This is a genomic window from Actinoplanes sp. NPDC026623 (genome assembly GCF_040638275.1).
Classification (GTDB): Bacteria; Actinomycetota; Actinomycetes; order Mycobacteriales; family Micromonosporaceae; genus Actinoplanes.
Genome location: NZ_JBEZXZ010000014.1, coordinates 1 through 16,379, shown reverse-complemented (window position 1 = coordinate 16,379; position 16,379 = coordinate 1). Strand labels below are relative to the sequence as shown.

Sequence of the window (16,379 nt, the reverse complement as noted above, 5' to 3'; positions counted from 1 at the left end):
GCCGGGCCGGGAGGCACCCGCCTTGTCGACGTATCTCGAGGAGCTCTTCGGCCTGGGCGGCCTGACCGCGGTGGTGACGGGCGGCAGCTCCGGGATCGGCCGGGCGATGGCCGGCGCGCTCGGCCGGGCGGGCGCCCGGATCGTCCTGGTCGCCCGGCGGCCCGGGCCGCTGGCGGAGTCCGCCGGCGAGCTGGCCGCCGACGGGGTGCGGGTCGGCGCGGTCGCCGCGGACCTGGCCGACCGCGCCGCGCTCACCGCCGCGGCCGCCGCGATCGTCGCGGAGTACGGGCACCCGGACGTGCTCGTCAACGCGGCGGCGGTGAACCGGCGGCCGCCGATGGACGAGCTGACCGACGACGACTGGGACGTCACCCTCGCCGCCAACCTGACCGCGCCGTTTCTACTGGGTCAGCGGTTCGGGCCGGCGATGGCGGCGCGCGGCCACGGCCGGATCATCAACGTCGTCTCCCAGCAGGCCTTCCGCGCGTACGGGAACAGCGGCGCCTACGGCGTGGCCAAGGCGGGCCTGGTGGCGCTGACCAGGTCCCAGGCGGAGGCGTGGTCGGCGCGCGGCGTCTGCTGCAACGCGGTGGCGCCGGGAGTGGTGCACACCCCGCTGACCGAGCCGGTCTTCGCGGACCCGGTGAAGGCGGCCGAGCACGCCCGCCGCGCCATGATCGGCCGCAATGGAGTACCCGCCGATTTTGCCGGTTGTGCCGTTTATCTAGCGAGTTCTGCTAGCGCTGCTGTGACCGGCCAAACACTCTTCGTCGATGGTGGATATTCGGCGACTTGACCAAGCTGTCGATCCGCCCCTCGGCGAGGTAGAGTCACCGCGCTTACGACTTGGGAGGTAGACCGTGGCGGCGACTCTCCTGCGCCGGCTCCAGCCTGTCCTGGCACTGCTTGCGGCCGTGGCCGTACTGGTTGTCGGTGCGCCGGCGGCGCACGCGAAACCCGACGACGAGGGTGGGACGAAGACGCTGCGCGCGGCCCTCGAGTCGGCGGCCAAGGGCCACATCGAGGCCAAGAACAAGCTCGAGGCCTCCAAGAAGCGCCAGATCACGCTCGGCGTGACGCTCAAGCAGGCCAGGCAGCAGGCGACACAGCTGGAGAGCCGGGTGGGCGAGATCGCCAACCGGTCCTACCGCCAGGGCCGCTTCAACACGATGACGCTGCTGCTCAACAGCACCTCGCCGGACACGTTCATGGAGCGTGCGCTGCGCCTCGACCAGATGGCACAGGTCGACGGCAAGGCCCTGACCGGCTACCACGACGCGGTCACCACGGCCGAGCGCGCCACGGCCGCCCTCGATCTGGAGATCAAGGAGCAGGCCAACCAGGTCAAGGTCATGGCCAAGAAGAAGGAGCAGGCCGAGCGGGCGCTGGCCAGCGTCGGCGGCGGGGCGGTCGCCGGCGGCTTCGTCAGCGCGAACTCGCCGCTGGCCAAGGCCGCCCCGCGCAACTCCGACGGCTCCTGGCCCAAGGAGTCCTGCACGGTCAACGACCCGACCACCTCCGGTTGCATCACGCCGCGGCTGCTCAACTCCTACAACCAGGCCCGGGCGGCCAACTTCAAGCGTTACACGTCGTGCTTCAGCGAGCGCTCCTCCGGCGAGCATCCGAAGGGCCGGGCCTGCGACTTCGCCGCGGCGACCGGCGGCTTCGAGAACGTCAATGCCTCCGGCGGCGACCGGACCTACGGCAACAACCTGGCCGCCTACTTCGTCAAGAACGCGTCGCGACTCGGCGTGCTCTACGTGATCTGGTATAGGCAGATCTGGATGCCGAGCACCGGCTGGCGCTCCTACAGCGGCTCCGGCGGCCCGTCGGCCACGCACACCAACCACGTGCACCTTTCGGTCATCTGACAGCGGCGCGCCGGTAGCATCCGCGCGATGGAGACCTCCCCGTCGCGCGCCCTGCCGTCCGGACTCGCCACCGGGCTGGTGTTCTTCGCCAGCGGCGCGGTGCTGGTCCTGGAGATCGTCGCGCTGCGGCTGGTCGGGCCCTACGTCGGCGTGACGCTGCAGGTGAGCAGCTCCGTCATCGGGATATCGCTGGCCGCGATCGCGTACGGCGCGTGGCTCGGCGGCCGGCTGGCCGACCGGCTCGACCCGCGGGTGCTGCTCGCCCCGGCGCTGCTGCTCGCCGCGATCACCACCGCGGGCACCCTCCCGCTGGTGCGGTGGGGCGGCGAGATCCTGCGCGGCGGCGCCGCCCCGGCGGTGCTGCTGCTGGCCGCGATGGCGGTCTTCCTGCCGGCGTTCCTGCTCTCCACGATCACGCCGCTGACGGTGAAGCTGCAGCTCGGCGACCTGCGCCGGACCGGCGAGGTGGTCGGCCGGCTCTCCAGCTTCGGTACGCTCGGCGCGATCACCGCGACCCTCGGCACCGGCTTCATCCTGGTCGCGGCGATGCCGAGCAGCTGGATCGTGCTGACCCTGGCCGGGGCGCTGGCCGTCGCCGGCTTCGGGCTCGGCTGGTGGCTGCGCCGCACCACCCCGGGGCTGACCCCGCTGGGCCGGCCGCGGACCCGGGCCGTGGTGGTCACCATCGGGCTGTTCGGTGCCGGGCTGGGCGCGTCGGCGCCGACGCCGTGCGACGTCGAGACCGCCTATCACTGCGCGCGGGTCGACGCCGATCCCGGCCGGCCCGGCGGCCGGACGCTGATCCTCAACTCGGCCCGGCACTCGTACGTCGACCTGAACGACCCGACGCACCTCGAGTTCGCGTACGTGCAGTGGCTGGGCGCGCTTGTCGACCTCGCCAAGACCGGCGGTGCCCCGCTCGACGCCCTGCACCTGGGCGGCGGCGGATTCACCGTCCCGGAGTACGTCGCGGCGACCCGGCCCGGCAGCGACCAGCTCGTCCTCGAGCTCGACGGCGGCCTGGTCGAGCTCGACAGGCGGGAACTCGGCCTGCGTACCGGGCCGAGGCTGCGGGTGCGCGTCGGTGACGCGCGGGTGGGCGTCGCCGAGCAGCGGACCGGGGCGTACGACCTCGTGGTCGGTGACGCGTTCGGGCACCTGGTGGTCCCGTGGCACCTCGCCACCCGGGAGCTGGCCGCCGACATCTCGCGGGTGCTGCGCCCCGACGGCGTCTACGCGCAGAACGTCATCGACTACCCGCCGGACCGCTTCATCCGGGCCGAGACGGCCACGGTCGCGTCCGTCTTCCCGCACGTGGCCCTGATCGCGCCGCAGGACGCCCTGGCCGGAAGGACCGGATCGAACTTCGTGATCGTGGCGTCGCGGTCGCCGCTGCCGCTCGACGGGATCCGCCGGCACCTCGATCTCGTCGACGAGCCGGTACGGCTGCTCGCCGGCGCCCAGCTGGACGAGTTCGTCGACGGCGCCCGGGTGCTGACCGACGACTACGCACCGGTGGATCAACTGCTGGCCGGGTGATTCCGGACAAAGAGCGTTGCGCCGGTCAGACCGTCGGAACGGCCGGAGGTGATTTCCGGGACCCACCGTGAGAGGGCGGTGCGCGGGCAACAATCGGCTTATGGGGTGGCTGGCGACCGGCAGACGAGGTGGCCTTGTCGGTAATCGATACCGCCTGATCGAGCGGCTCGGCACCGGCGGGATGTCCGTCGTCTGGCGCGCCCACGACGAGGTGCTCGGCCGGGCCGTCGCCGTCAAGATGCTCACCCCGCAGCTCGCCGACGATTCCATGTTCCGTGACCGGCTGCGCCAGGAGGCGCTGGCCGCGGCCCAGCTGTGCCATCCGCACATCACCGGCATCTTCGACTTCGGCGAATCCCCGCTCGACGAGAACCTCACCGTCCCGTACGTGGTGATGGAGCTCAACGACGGCGAGTCGGTGTCCGCCCGGCTGGGCCGGCAGGGCTCGTTCCCGTGGCGGGACGCGGTGCTCATCGCGGCCGAGGTGGCGTCGGCGCTGGCGGCCGCGCACGCCCGGGGCGTCGTGCACCGCGACGTGACCCCGGCCAACGTCATGCTCACCGGCGCCGGGGCCAAGGTTGTCGACTTCGGCATCTCCGCCCTGATCGGGCAGCGGGACGCCGCGGCGGACGGCAGCCTGCTCGGCACGCCCGCGTACCTCGCGCCCGAGCGGCTCAGCGGCAGCCCGGTGTCGCCGGCGACCGACGTGTACTCCCTCGGCCTGTTGCTCTACCGCACCCTCACCGGGCGCTTCCCGTGGCCGGCCGGCAACACGACCGAGGCGCTGCGGGCGCACCTGTTCGCGGACCCCGAGCCGGTGCCGTCGCTGCCGGGGCTTCCCCCGGAGGTCGGCGACCTGTGCCTGCGCTGCCTGGCCAAGCAGCCCGGGGACCGGCCGACCGCGGCCGAGGCCGCCGGGACGCTGGCCGCCGTGGTGGGGCTGAAGCCGATCATCCCGCCGGCGGTGGCCCGCGATGCCGCGCCGGGCCCGCGCCCCTCGCCGCACCCGGTGCCGAGGCCGCCGTCGCGTCCGCCGCGGGTACCCGCCCTCCGGCTGCGGACCCGGTCGGGCCGCGCCCGGGCGGTGCGGGCCGGCGGCCCGCGGCCGCTCGGCGGCGGGCTGTTCCGCGGCGGCGCCCTGGTGCACGACCTGTTCACCGGCGGCCGGCTGGGCGACGCCGTCCTGGCCGGCCGGCATCGCCTCCAGGCCGGGGTGGCGACCGTCGTCCTGATCGCGTCCATCGGCCTGGTCTGGTCGTCGAACCGCGAACCGGTCGAGGTCGGCACCGCCCAGGCCGCGGCGGCGGGCGCCGGGCCGGGCGCGGTCGCACCGCACGGCAGCGGGTGCAAGGTCCGCTACCGCGTTCAGCGCGATTCGGGTACGGACTTCGGCGCGCAGGTCACGCTGATCAACACCGGGGAGCACGTGCTGTCGGGGTGGCGGCTGGAGTTCACCTTCACGGGCGGGCAGCGGCTCACCGGCTCGCCGAAGCGGCTCAGCCAGAGCGGCCGCAGGCTGATGCTGCAGGCCAGGGACGGGGCGCGGCTGCGGCCCGGCCGGTCGGAGACCATCGTGCTCAGCGGCAGCTACCGGGTCAGCAACCCGCTTCCACTGGCCTTCAAGCTCAACGGCCACAAGTGCCGGGCCGAGGTGCTGGGCGCGGTGCTGATCCCCACCGAGACGGACGTCACCCCGGCGCCCCCGCCCTCGACCAGGAGGCCGGCCGCCTCCACACCTGGCGCGCCGACGAAGAAGACGCCGGCTCGGAAGAAGGCGCCGGCGGTGCGGAAGGATCCGCCCAAGCCGGGCTTCTCCGTGACGATCTGACCACCTCCGCGGCCGTCGGTTCATCTAGGCTCGGCGACATGGCGAGGCTTGCGGTGGTCAGCGGGGGCGGCACGGGAATCGGCCGGGCGACGGCGGGGATGCTGGCGGGGGAGGGTTACGACGTCATCATCGTCGGGCGGCGCCCGCAGGTGCTGGCCGACGCCGTGAAGTGGATCGGCCCGCAGGCGACGGCGGTCCGCGCCGACCTGGCGGACCCGGGACAGGCCGCCGCCGTGGTCGAGGCCGTCGCCGGCCGCCCGGTGGACGTCCTGATCAACAACGCGGGCGCGTACGTGGGCGGCGACGACTCCACCCCGGCCGGCCTGGCGGCGCACTGGCGGGCGAACTTCGACTCGAACGTCATCACGGCGGTGCTGCTCACGAACGCGCTGCTGCCCCTGCTGCGCCGCCCGGGCGCTCGGATCATCCTGACCAGTTCGATCGCGGCCCAGCGGGGTGGCGGCGGCCCGTACTCGGCGGCGAAGGCGGCGCTGCACGGCTACGTGCTCGATCTGGCGACCCGGCTGAGCCCCGAGGGCATCACCGCCAACGTGATCTCGCCCGGCTACGTGACGGACAGCGAGTTCTTCGACGGCCGCATGACCGAGGAGGGCCACGCCCAGCGGGTCGCGGCGACCCTGGTGAAGCGGGCCGGCGTGCCGGACGACATCGCGGAGGCGGTCCGCTGGCTGGCCGGCCCCGGCGGCGGCTTCGTGACCGGCCAGATCATCAACGTGAACGGCGGCTCGGTCCTGGGCCGCTGACGGCCCGTCCCGGCCCGCTGTGTCGGTGCCGGCTGGTAGACATGCTGCGTGGTGGAGATGCAGCGGGAAACGGTGAGCGAGGCCGAGCGGTCCGGCGTGCGCGAGTGCGCCGAGGAGGTGCTGCGCCGGCTCGCCGGTGAGCACGCGGTGCTCCGCGAGGATCAGTGGCGGGCCATCGAGGCCCTGGTCGTCGACCGGCGGCGGGTGCTCTGCGTGCAGCGCACCGGCTGGGGCAAGTCGGCGGTCTACTTCGTCGCCACCGCGCTGCTGCGCGACGGCATCACCGCCGAGGCCGGCGATCCGCCGGCCGGGCCGACCGTGATCGTCTCGCCGCTGCTCGCCCTGATGCGCAACCAGGTCGAGGCGGCCGCCCGTGCGGGCATCCGGGCCCGCACGATCAACTCGGCCAACCTCGACGAGTGGAGCGAGATCACCGCCGAGATCCGCAACGGCGAGGTCGACGTCCTGCTGATCAGCCCCGAGCGGCTCAACAACCCCGACTTCCGCGACAACGTGCTGCCCGGCCTCGCCGCCAGCACCGGCCTGCTCGTGGTCGACGAGGCGCACTGCGTCTCCGACTGGGGCCACGACTTCCGCCCGGACTACCGGCGGCTGCGCACCTTCCTGGCCGGCCTGCCGGGCCGCACCCCGGTGCTGGCGACAACGGCCACCGCCAACGCCCGGGTCACCGCCGACGTCGCCGAGCAACTCGGCGACGCGCTGGTCCTGCGCGGCGCGCTCGAGCGCGATTCGCTGCGCCTGGCCGTGCTCGACCTGCCCAACCCCGCGCACCGGCTGGCCTGGCTCGCCGACCACCTCGACCGGTTCACCGGCTCCGGCATCGTCTACACGCTGACGGTCGCCGCCGCGACCGAGACGGCGGAGTTCCTGCGCTCGCGCGGCTTCCCCGTCGCGTCATACACCGGCCAGGTCGAGGACTCCGCCCGCCGCGCCGCGGAGCAGGACCTCCTCGACAACAAGATCAAGGCGCTGGTGGCCACCTCCGCGCTGGGCATGGGCTTCGACAAGCCCGACCTGGGTTTCGTCGTCCACCTCGGCGCGCCGCCGTCCCCGATCGCCTACTACCAGCAGGTGGGCCGCGCGGGCCGGGCCGTCGAGCACGCCGAGGTCGTGCTCCTGCCCGGCGCCGAGGACGCCGCGATCTGGCGCTACTTCGCCTCGCTGGCGTTCCCGCCGGAGGACCAGGTCCGCGCGGTGCTGGCCGCGCTGCCGCCGGACCGGCCGCTGTCCACCCAGGCGTTGGAGCCCATTGTGGACCTGCGCCGGGCCCGCCTCGAACTGATGCTGAAGGTGCTCGACGTGGACGGCGCGGTGCGCCGCACCCGCGGCGGCTGGATCGCCACCGGCGAGCCCTGGACCTACGACACGGCCCGGCTGCGCCGCGTCGCGCAGGCCCGCACGGCCGAACAGCAAACCATGATCGACTATGCGGAGACGGCCGGCTGCCGCATGGAGTTCCTGCGCCGCTGCCTCGACGACCCGGAGGCCCGGGCCTGCGGCCGCTGCGACACCTGCGCCGACCCGATGTTCGACGCGGAGGTGTCCCCGGCGTCGCTGACCGCGGCGCAGACGTTCCTGGGCCACGCCGGCGTCGACATCTCCCCGAAGAAGCTCTGGCCGACCGGCATGGCCGCGGTCGGCGTCGCGGTCAAGGGCAAGATCGGCCCGGCCGAGCAGATTCGCCCGGGCCGCGCGGTGGGCCGGCTGTCCGACCTCGGCTGGGGCGGCCGGCTCCGCGGCCTGGTCGGGCCCGACGCGCCGGACGGCCCGCTCCCGGACGACCTGGCGGCGGCGGTGGTCGAGGTGCTGAAGGCCTGGGCGCACGGCGACGACGGCTGGGAGCAGCGCCCGGCGGCGGTGGTGTCGGTCGGCTCGCACCGGCGCCCGGTGCTGGTGGCGAGCATCGCCGACCGCATCGCGACGGTCGGCAGGCTGCCGATGCTGGGCACGATGACCTCGACCCACGCGGGCGACACCGGCCCGCGCGGCAACAGCGCCCAGCGCGTCCTGGCCCTGCACGACGCCTTCGCGGTCCCGCCGGAGGTGGCGCAGGCCCTCGCCGGCCTCGACGGCCCGGTGCTGCTGGTCGACGATCTCTGCGACTCGGGCTGGACGATGGTCCTGGCCGGGCGGGCGCTGCGCCGGGCGGGCGCCCCGGCTGTCCTGCCGTTCGCCCTGGCCGTCGCCGGCTGACAACCTCGCCGCCGAGGCCGGGCGGAGGTCAGGACGGGCGGCCGAAGCCGTGGATCGGCTGGGTGTCGATGCGGGACACCCGGACGTTCTCGCCGTACTCCGGTGCGTGGATCATTCTGCCGGCCCCGATGTAGATGCCGACGTGGCTGATCGGGCCGTAGAAGAACACCAGGTCGCCCGGCCGCAGGTCGGACCTGCTCAGATGCGTGACGGCGTTGTACTGCCGCGCGGCGTTGTGCGGCAGACCCACCCCGGCCGCGTTCCAGGCCGCCAGCGCCAGCCCCGAGCAGTCGTAGGATCTCGGCCCCGCCGCGCCCCACCGGTAGGGCTTGCCGAGCTGGCCGAACGCGAATGCCACCACCCTGCCCGGGCGCCCCGTCACGAACTCCGGCATCGGGAAGTTCTCGTCGGCGCCGAAGCGGGACCCGCCGGCGTACGCGATCGCCCGCATCTGCTTGAGGGCCATGATCTCGCCCTCGACCGTCGCCTTGCCCACGCGCAGGCGCAGCTCCTGCCGGCGCTGCTGGTCGGCGAGGGCGTTGAGCATCTTGCGGGTCTGGAAGACCCTTGTCCTGGCCTCGCGCAGCTCGGTCACCGCCCGCTGCTCCTCGTTCGCGAGCTGGTGCAGCAAGAGGAGCTTGTCGATGAACACATGCGGCTCGTCGGCCGCGAAGAGCGCGACCGTCGGGCCGCTGCGGGTGCGCTGGTAGGTCCGCGACACCAGGGCGCCCATCAGTCGCTGCCGCTCGAGCAGGTCGCGGGTCATCGGGCCGAGCTGGCCGCCGAGGTGCTTCGTCTGCATTCTGGTGGCGTGCAGGTCCTCGCGGGCGTTGTTCTGCCGCTCCACCACGACCTCGAGTTGCCGGGCGGCGGCCTCGATTCGTTTGTCCAGTTCGGCGGGGGAGGTGCGGTCGGCTCCGTGCGCGGCTCCGGGTGTGAGGCCCGCGAGCAGCAGCACCGGCACGAGCGAGACAATGATCTTCCGGGCGGTCAGGGTAAACGACACAGAACCCTTAACGAGACAAAAGGAATAAAAGCCACGCGTGTGGCTGACCGGATTGAATACGGGTGGGGGGTATGCTTGCGGCCATGACCACCGACCACGAACATCCCGGCCCGCACGGCTACTCGGGCGACAAGGCCGCCCTGCTCGGCCGCCTGCGCCGCATCGAGGGCCAGATCCGGGGCCTGCAGCGGATGGTCGACGAGGACACCTACTGCATCGACGTCCTGACCCAGATCTCCGCCGCCAAGAGCGCCCTGCACGCCGTGGCCGTCGGCCTGCTCGAGGACCACCTGGCGCACTGCGTCGTCGACGCCGCACGCGCCGGTGACCCCACCGCCAAGGTTAAGGAAGCCTCGGACGCGATCGCCCGCCTGGTCCGTTCCTGAGCAACGCAGCATCCGCCGGGCCGGCGTCCGGCGGGAAAGTCGAAGGGAACGCCATGCTAGTCACCACCACCTACACCGTCACCGGGATGACCTGCACGCACTGCGTGCAGGCGGTCACCAGCGAGATCACCGAGCTGCCCGGCGTGAGCTCCGTCCGGGTCGACCTCGCCTCCGGCGCCGTCACCGTGACCAGCGAGGCCCCGCTCGCCGAGGACGCCGTGCGCGCCGCGGTCGACGAGGCCGGCTACGAGCTTGCCGATGCCTGACCCGCTCGGCCCGGCGCCCACCGAGCCGAAATCCGATCGCGCGGGCTTCCGGCTCGCCGCCTTCGGGGCGATCGTCGTCGTGGTCCTCTTCGCGGGCTACGGCATCGGCCGGCTCAACAACTCCGTCGAGCGGGCCGCGGCCACCCCCACGGCAACCACCGCAACCGGCGGCGGGCACGGCCACGACACCGCGGCCGTCGCGCCGCACGACGACACCGGTGCCGCGCCGCACGTGCACAACGCCGACGGCACGGTCACCCAGGTCAACGGAGCCGGCAACGCGGCCGAGAGCGTCGGCGGCCTCGCCGTCACCGCCGCGGGCCTCACCCTCGTGCCCGGTGCCACCGCGTTCCAGGCCGGGCGGCGGCAGCCGTTCACCTTCCGGATCCTCACGGCCGGGGTGCCCGTCACCACGTATGCGGTCATGCACGACAAGCCGCTGCACCTCGTCGTGGTGCGCCGGGACCTCACCGGCTACCAGCACCTGCACCCCACGATGGCGCCCGACGGCACCTGGAGCATCGACCTCAGCCTGGCGGCGCCCGGCAGCTACCGGGCGATCGCCGACTTCACCGCCATCGTCGGCGGCAAGCAGACGCCGGTCACGCTCGGCGTCGACCTCACGGTCGCCGGCGACTACCGCCCGGTCGCGCTCCCCGCGCCCGTCACCCGGGCGAGCGTCGACGGCTTCACCGTGTCGTACGCGGGACAGCCGCAGACCGGCGTCGCCCAGCCGCTGCTCCTGACGGTGTCCGGGCCGGGCGGCGGGCCCGCCGCGCTGGAGCCGTACCTGGGCGCCTTCGGGCACCTGGTCGTGTTCCGCGAGGGCGACGTCGGCTACGTCCACGTGCACCCGGAGCCGCGACTCGTCGACGGGGCCGTCAAGTTCTGGCTGGCCGCGCCGGGCCCCGGCCGCTACCGGATGTTCTTCGACTTTGCGGCGGGCGGGGTGCACACCGCGGCGTTCACCACCGTGGTCAGGTGAGCAGCTTCTCCAGCGCCGGCGTCACGCCCCACTGAGCGGTCAGCGCGTCGTATTCGGCGCGCTGGCCCTCGGCCGGGGCCGCGCCGGTCAGCCGGGCCCGCAGCAGCAGGTTGCGCGGCGTGTGCGCCGAGTCCACGAACTCCACGACCTCGACCCGGTAGCCGCGCAGCCGCAGCAGGGCCGAGCGCAGCGAGTCGGTGAGCACGTCCGCGAAGCGCTCCCGCAGGATCGCGTGGCGGGTGATCTCACCGTACGGCGCCGGGGTGGGGTTGCTCTTGAGCTGCTTGGCGATGTCGTGGTGGCAGCAGGGCGCCGCCAGCACCCACCGGGCGCCCCAGTTCACCGCCCGGGCCAGCGCCTGATCCGTCGCGGTGTCGCAGGCGTGCAGGGCGAGCACCAGGTCGGGCGCCTGGTCGACGACGGCGTCCTCGATCGTGCCGGCGACGAACGTGACCGCGTCGGCGCAGCCCAGCTGCTCGGCGACGGCGGTGTTCCGCACCCGCTGGTCCTCGCGCACGTCGACACCCACGACCCGGACCCGCACGCCGCGGTCGGTCAGGTAGCGGTACGCCGCGAACGTCAGGTAGGCGTTTCCGCAGCCCAGGTCGACCACCCTGAGGTCCGGCAGGTCGTCGGGCAGCGTCGCGGCCAGCGCGCGCAGGAAGGCGTCGACCTGCCGGCGCTTGGCGGCCGTCCCGCCGACCACCGTGAAGAGCGGGTCGCCGGGATCCAGCAGCCACTGCTTGGCCCGGTCGTGACCTTGGGTGACCGCGGGCTCGGCCGCCGCGGCCCGGTGCACCTGGGCGTCGCCCTTCTTGGTGATCCGCACCTGCACGGTGGTCCCGGCGGTCTCCACGTGCCAGTTCCCGAAGGGCTCCGCGAGCAGGGCGTCGATCGCCGCCTCGGCCTCGGCGCCGGGCGCGACATTGCGGGTGTAGGGCCGGGAGCCGTCATCGGTCACGATCTGCAACCGGTTTCCGCCCTTGAGGGCGACCGGCCGGAGCTCGGCCCGGTTGACCGACGGGGTGAGGCCGCGGCGCTTGCCGGCCGCGACCGCGCGGGTGAGCGCGGGGTCGAGCAGCAGGCCACGCACCTCGGCGAGGACGGCGTCCAGTGGTTGGGGCATCCCACCATTCTGCCCCGGCCGAACCTGACCAGGCGAAGGTGCCGCGATGACGCCAGCCCTCCCACGGAGCGGCTCTCCGTCTGGACGGCGCGGGTCGCGGCTTCTTCGTCTTCGAGGGCATCTCGCCGCCGGCGTTCCGCACCCGTTATCGCGAATTGCTCGACCAGGGGGTATTCACGCCGGACGATGAAGGGAATTCCGTCGCCGAGGTGGTCGAGGCCCATCGGCTGAACATCGCGGTGCTGCGCGAGCTGAAGGAGCGCTGGCAATGACCTTCACGCCGGAGGTGGTGGCGCAGATCGCCCGCCACATGAACGACGACCACGCCGACGACAACGTGCTGATCGTCCGCGGGCTGGGCGGCATCGCGGCCGCGAGCGCCGCCCGGATGTCAGGAATGGACGCCGACGGCATGGACTTCGACGCGACCGTGAACGGCATCGCCGTCCCGGTCCGCATCCCGTTCAGCGAGCACCTGACGGAGCGCCGCCAGGTCCGCCTGGAGACGGTCGGCATGTACCGGCGCGCGTGCGCGGCCCTGGGGCTGGAGCCGACGCACTGACCCGCCCGAATCACCGAGGGCGTCAGAGACCGCGACGAAATAACAGCAGAACGGGCGCACAGGGCGGGCGAGCCGCTCCGTACGCCCGTTCTGCGTAGGTCAGTCCTCGGAGCCGCCGGAGGCCTCGGCGGGCGCGGAATCGCCGCCCTCGCCGCCCTCTGCGGTGCCGCCCGCGGCACGGGTGCCGCGGCCACCCCGCCGGCGGCGCCGGCGGGGCCGGCCCGCCGCGTCGCCCTCGGCCGAGCCGTCGTCCGGGCCGTTGTCGGCGTCGTCGCCGGACGCGTCGGCGGACGAGTCGTCGGCGATCGCCGCCGAGTCGCCCGAGAACAGCGGGGTCGTCGTGGTGGCCTCGTCGGTCGTCGTCACCGGGTCGCCGGCGCGGCGGCGGCGCCGCTGCCGGCGCGGCCCGTCGCTCGCCTCGTCGGTCGCTGCGGGCGCGGCGGCCTCGGCCGGTGCGTCGTCACGGCGCGGGCCGCGGGACCGCTCGTTGCGGCCACGGCCACGGGCCGAGTCACGGCCGCCGTCGCGGCTGCCGCGACGGCGGGTGCCGCCCAGGTCCTCTTCGATCTCGGCCGACAGGCCGACCCGGGTGCGCACCGCGGTCGGCAGCGTGCCCGAGACGTCGGCCGGGATGTCCAGGTCGGAGTAGAGCGCCTCGGACGTGTGGTAGGTCTCCGGGGGCTGCGGCATGTTGAGGCTCATCGACTTGTCGATGAGCACCCAGCGCGGCATGTCCTCCCAGTCCACGAAGGTCACCGCGACGCCGGTCGCGCCCGCGCGACCGGTGCGGCCGATGCGGTGCGTGTAGGTGTCCGGGTCCTCCGGGCAGTCGTAGTTGATGACGTGGGTGACGCCGGAGACGTCGAGGCCGCGGGCGGCCACGTCGGTCGCCACCAGCACGTCGATCTTGCCGGAGCGGAACGCGCGCAGGGCCCGCTCGCGCGCGCCCTGGCCCAGGTCGCCGTGGACCGCGGCCACCGCGAACCCGCGGAAGTCGAGGTCCTCCGCGACCCGGTCCGCGGCCCGCTTCGTCCGCGTGAAGATCATGGTCAGGCCGCGCTCGCGGGCCTGCAGGATGCGGGCCACCATCTCCAGCTTGTTCAGCGGGTGGGTGCGGTAGACGACCTGCTTGGTCAGCGGCGACGGGCCGCTCTCCGAGGTGTGGCCGGCGTGGATGGTCACCGGGTGGTGCAGGAAGCGGCGGCTCAGCGCGACGATCGGGTCCGGCATGGTCGCCGAGAAGAGCATCGTCTGGCGCTGCTCGGGGAGCATGGCCAGGATCTTCTCGACGTCCTCGAGGAAGCCGAGGTCGAGCATCCGGTCGGCCTCGTCCAGCACCAGGGCCTTGATCGAGCCGAGCTTCAGGTGCTTCTGCTTGGCCAGGTCGAGCAGGCGGCCGGGGGTGCCGACCAGGATCTCGATGCCCTTCTTCAGGGTCTCGACCTGCGGCTCATACGCGACGCCGCCGTAGATCGGCAGCACCCTCACGCCCCGGGTGCTGCCCGCGGCGGCCAGGTCGCGGGCGACCTGCAGGCCGAGCTCGCGGGTCGGCACGACGACGAGGGCCTGCGGCTGGCCGTCGGCGCCCTCGCTGGGCGCGAGCACCCGCTCGAGCAGGGGCAGGCCGAAGCCCAGGGTCTTGCCGGTGCCGGTGGGGGCCTGGCCGATCAGGTCGGTGCCGCGCAGGGCGATGGGGAGGGCGTACTCCTGGATCGCGAACGCCCGGGTGATGCCGGCCGCGGCCAACGCCTCGACGGTCTCCGCGCGAACGCCCAGCTCGGCGAAGGTGGGGCTGTCCGCGCGGACGGGCGCGCGGGTGAGCACCGGCACCAGCGCCGGTTCTGTTTCGTTGTTCTCGATGTCGGTCATGAAGTTCTACGGGTGCCTCTCGTGGTGCGCCCGTCGAAGTCCTGGGGCGCGGTCTGGGTAGGGCGCGGGCCACACGCGAGATGCTCGCGGGCCGCACGCGCGTCGCCGCGGCGACTCGAAATGACGAGCCGACGTCGACGGCGACGAAACGAGTCTACCCGACCAGGAGATTCCGCACCTCAGGGCGAAGGTGACGGTGCTGTATAGAAACGGCAGGGCACCCCGGAGCGGAGTTCCCTGCCGTTTCGTCGCGCGGTGCTATCGGGTGGTGAAGCCGAACGGCCGTTCGGACTTCTCGGCGATCTCCACGTAGGCCACCTTGGCGATCGGGACGATCACCTTGCGGCCCTTCTCGTCGGTCAGAGTGAGAACGCTGTCCTTGGCCATCGCCTCGGTCACGGCCTGCTCGACCTCGGCCGGCGTCTGTGCGCTCTCCAGCACCAGCTCGCGCGGGGCGTACTGCACGCCGATCTTGACCTCCACGGGGTCCTCCCTCTCAGATGTCGTCCGCCCTGAAGGCTAGCCGATTTCCCCCGGCGCGCCGGGCGTTGACTCACCCTGCAGCGGGAAGCTGGCGATGCCCCGCCAGATCAGGGCGGCGACCAGCGACTCCGCCTCCGGCTTCGGCGTCTGGCGCCCGTTGGCGAGCCAGAACTGCGCCGCCTGGCCGGCCGCGCCGACCAGCCCGGACGCGAGCAGCTCCGCGTTCGCCCGGCTGAGCCCGGTATCGGAGACGACCGTGTCGGTGATCGCCGCGATGGAGCCCTGCTCGACCCGTTCGACGCGCTCGCGGACCTGCGGGTCGTTGCGCAGGTCGGACTCGAAGACGAGCCGGAACGCCTCGCTCTCGTGGTCCATGAAGTCGAAGTACGCCCGGACGGCGCCCTTGACCCGCTCCTTGTTGTCTGGAGTAGCCGCCATCGCGCCGCGCACCTTGGCGATTATCGCGTCGCAGTGGGTGTCCAGCAGGGCCAGATAAAGGTCCAGCTTTCCGGGAAAGTGCTGGTAGAGCACGGGTTTGGAGACGCCGGCCCGTTCGGCGATCTCATCCATGGCAGCGGCGTGATAGCCCTGTGCCACGAAGATCTGCTGCGCGGCGGCAAGCAGTTGCTTACGGCGTGCCGAGCGCGGCAGCCGGGTGGGGCGCCCCGCCGTCTGTGCGCCGCCGGACGCAGCGGTCATGTGAACCTCCGAGACTTCGATCCCCCGCGCCATGGCGAAGATTGCCCGGTTCGCCGTTTACCGGTTTCCGGGCGGGCAATTGTCGCGACGCTGCAACTTATCGCCACTGCAACCACACGGTAGCCTCAGCGGGGGCAAGCGAGGAGCGCGCGGTGGACGAAACAGGGCATTCCGGGGACGCCGGTGCAGGGGAAGGCGGCACCGGTGCTGAATCGCGTGACCGTACCCTGTTGAACGGCTGGGCGACACGGGAGAGTCCGTGGTCCAACGCCGGCTCGGCGCTTGACCCCGAGACGGACGTGCCGGCCTGGCGCCGGCCCGCCTCCGACCTCCGGTCGTTCACCTCGGACCGGACCCTTCCGGCGGACACCCCTTCGGGGGACATCCGGCCCCTTTCGCCGTCGCCGTTCTCGTCGGCCGGCCCGGCCTCCGCGCTGCCCTCGGTGGCCGAGGGTTCCCCGCTCGACAACGCCGCGGCGCCGCGCTGGTCCGACAGCCGGGCGCGCTACCAGGACCTGATGGCCCACCTGTCGCCCAACGGCAGCGAGCCCCGGCAGAACGAGCCGCCCCGCGCCGCCGAGGCGCCCCGCGCCGCGCCCGCGCGGCCGGATCCGCTCTCGCCGGAGCTGCTGCGGCCGGACGCCCAGGACACCACCGAGCTGCGTGCGGTCGGCGGGATCCTGCCGGCCAGCGCCCCGCCTTACCCGTACGAGGGGGATCTCGACGACGCGCGCCGTGAGGCGCCGCGCCCGTCGGTCGGCCGGCAGCGTGCGGCCGTCCC

Annotated in this window: 16 protein-coding genes and 1 pseudogene; 12 read left to right on the top strand and 5 right to left on the bottom strand. The window is 73.3% G+C overall.

Annotation, left to right across the window (positions count from 1 at the left end):
• Positions 1-22 precede the first annotated feature (22 nt).
• From AB0F10_RS06630 to AB0F10_RS06605, 6 genes are all read left to right on the top strand, one after another.
• Complete coding sequence (locus AB0F10_RS06630) at positions 23-796, top strand: SDR family oxidoreductase (RefSeq protein ID WP_360620809.1); 774 nt, start codon at positions 23-25, stop codon at positions 794-796.
• Between the two features lie 64 nt (positions 797-860).
• On the top strand, positions 861-1,871 hold the full coding sequence (locus AB0F10_RS06625; protein ID WP_360620808.1) for a hypothetical protein: 1,011 nt from the start codon (positions 861-863) through the stop codon (positions 1,869-1,871).
• A gap of 27 nt (positions 1,872-1,898) precedes the next feature.
• A complete protein-coding gene (locus AB0F10_RS06620; RefSeq protein WP_360620807.1) occupies positions 1,899-3,410 on the top strand; it encodes a fused MFS/spermidine synthase in 1,512 nt (503 codons plus the stop codon).
• A 100-nt stretch (positions 3,411-3,510) separates the two neighbouring features.
• Positions 3,511-5,238: a serine/threonine-protein kinase gene (locus AB0F10_RS06615; protein ID WP_360620806.1), complete on the top strand. Its 1,728-nt coding sequence runs from the start codon at positions 3,511-3,513 to the stop codon at positions 5,236-5,238.
• A 38-nt stretch (positions 5,239-5,276) separates the two neighbouring features.
• Complete coding sequence (locus AB0F10_RS06610) at positions 5,277-6,002, top strand: SDR family oxidoreductase (protein WP_360620805.1); 726 nt, start codon at positions 5,277-5,279, stop codon at positions 6,000-6,002.
• Positions 6,003-6,059: 57 nt separating this feature from the next.
• Entirely contained in the window at positions 6,060-8,216 is a 2,157-nt protein-coding gene (locus tag AB0F10_RS06605; RefSeq protein ID WP_360620881.1) for a DEAD/DEAH box helicase, read from the top strand.
• A 28-nt stretch (positions 8,217-8,244) separates the two neighbouring features.
• Here the strand turns inward: AB0F10_RS06605 and AB0F10_RS06600 are convergent, their stop codons facing one another.
• Complete coding sequence (locus AB0F10_RS06600) at positions 8,245-9,222, bottom strand: C40 family peptidase (RefSeq protein ID WP_360620804.1); 978 nt, start codon at positions 9,220-9,222, stop codon at positions 8,245-8,247.
• An 83-nt stretch (positions 9,223-9,305) separates the two neighbouring features.
• On the opposite strand from AB0F10_RS06600, the gene AB0F10_RS06595 reads away from it, so the two are divergent.
• From AB0F10_RS06595 to AB0F10_RS06585, 3 genes are read left to right on the top strand one after another with little or no spacing between them, the layout of a single operon-like run.
• Complete coding sequence (locus tag AB0F10_RS06595; RefSeq protein WP_360620803.1) at positions 9,306-9,608, top strand: metal-sensitive transcriptional regulator; 303 nt, start codon at positions 9,306-9,308, stop codon at positions 9,606-9,608.
• 53 nt (positions 9,609-9,661) lie between these two features.
• A complete protein-coding gene (locus AB0F10_RS06590) occupies positions 9,662-9,874 on the top strand; it encodes a cation transporter (RefSeq protein ID WP_360620802.1) in 213 nt (70 codons plus the stop codon).
• Positions 9,867-10,859, top strand: a complete 993-nt coding sequence (locus AB0F10_RS06585; RefSeq protein WP_360620801.1) for a hypothetical protein — start codon at positions 9,867-9,869, stop codon at positions 10,857-10,859. The genes AB0F10_RS06590 and AB0F10_RS06585 overlap by 8 nt, the downstream gene beginning before the upstream one ends.
• Here AB0F10_RS06585 and AB0F10_RS06580 read toward each other — a convergent pair.
• Positions 10,852-11,985 (bottom strand): SAM-dependent methyltransferase, encoded by a 1,134-nt coding sequence (locus AB0F10_RS06580; RefSeq protein ID WP_360620800.1) that lies wholly within the window; start codon positions 11,983-11,985, stop codon positions 10,852-10,854. The genes AB0F10_RS06585 and AB0F10_RS06580 overlap by 8 nt on opposite strands.
• An 80-nt stretch (positions 11,986-12,065) precedes the next feature.
• Between AB0F10_RS06580 and AB0F10_RS06575 the strand changes: the two genes are divergently transcribed.
• The gene (locus AB0F10_RS06575) at positions 12,066-12,257 is read left to right on the top strand and encodes a biliverdin-producing heme oxygenase (protein ID WP_360620880.1); all 192 of its coding nucleotides are present in this window, start codon (positions 12,066-12,068) and stop codon (positions 12,255-12,257) included.
• Positions 12,254-12,547 (top strand): DUF2470 domain-containing protein, encoded by a 294-nt coding sequence (locus AB0F10_RS06570; RefSeq protein ID WP_360620799.1) that lies wholly within the window; start codon positions 12,254-12,256, stop codon positions 12,545-12,547. Before AB0F10_RS06575 ends, AB0F10_RS06570 begins: the two co-directional genes overlap by 4 nt.
• 99 nt (positions 12,548-12,646) lie before the next feature.
• Here AB0F10_RS06570 and AB0F10_RS06565 read toward each other — a convergent pair whose 3' ends face one another.
• From AB0F10_RS06565 to AB0F10_RS06555, 3 genes are all read right to left on the bottom strand, one after another.
• A complete protein-coding gene (locus tag AB0F10_RS06565) occupies positions 12,647-14,416 on the bottom strand; it encodes a DEAD/DEAH box helicase (protein ID WP_360620798.1) in 1,770 nt (589 codons plus the stop codon).
• Positions 14,417-14,674: 258 nt separating this feature from the next.
• Positions 14,675-14,899: a DUF3107 domain-containing protein gene (locus AB0F10_RS06560; RefSeq protein ID WP_184997738.1), complete on the bottom strand. Its 225-nt coding sequence runs from the start codon at positions 14,897-14,899 to the stop codon at positions 14,675-14,677.
• 36 nt (positions 14,900-14,935) lie between these two features.
• Positions 14,936-15,598: a TetR/AcrR family transcriptional regulator gene (locus AB0F10_RS06555; RefSeq protein WP_360620797.1), complete on the bottom strand. Its 663-nt coding sequence runs from the start codon at positions 15,596-15,598 to the stop codon at positions 14,936-14,938.
• Positions 15,599-15,828: 230 nt separating this feature from the next.
• Here AB0F10_RS06555 and AB0F10_RS06550 point away from each other — a divergent pair.
• Positions 15,829-16,379, top strand: a pseudogene (locus AB0F10_RS06550) (hypothetical protein); the annotation flags it as partial.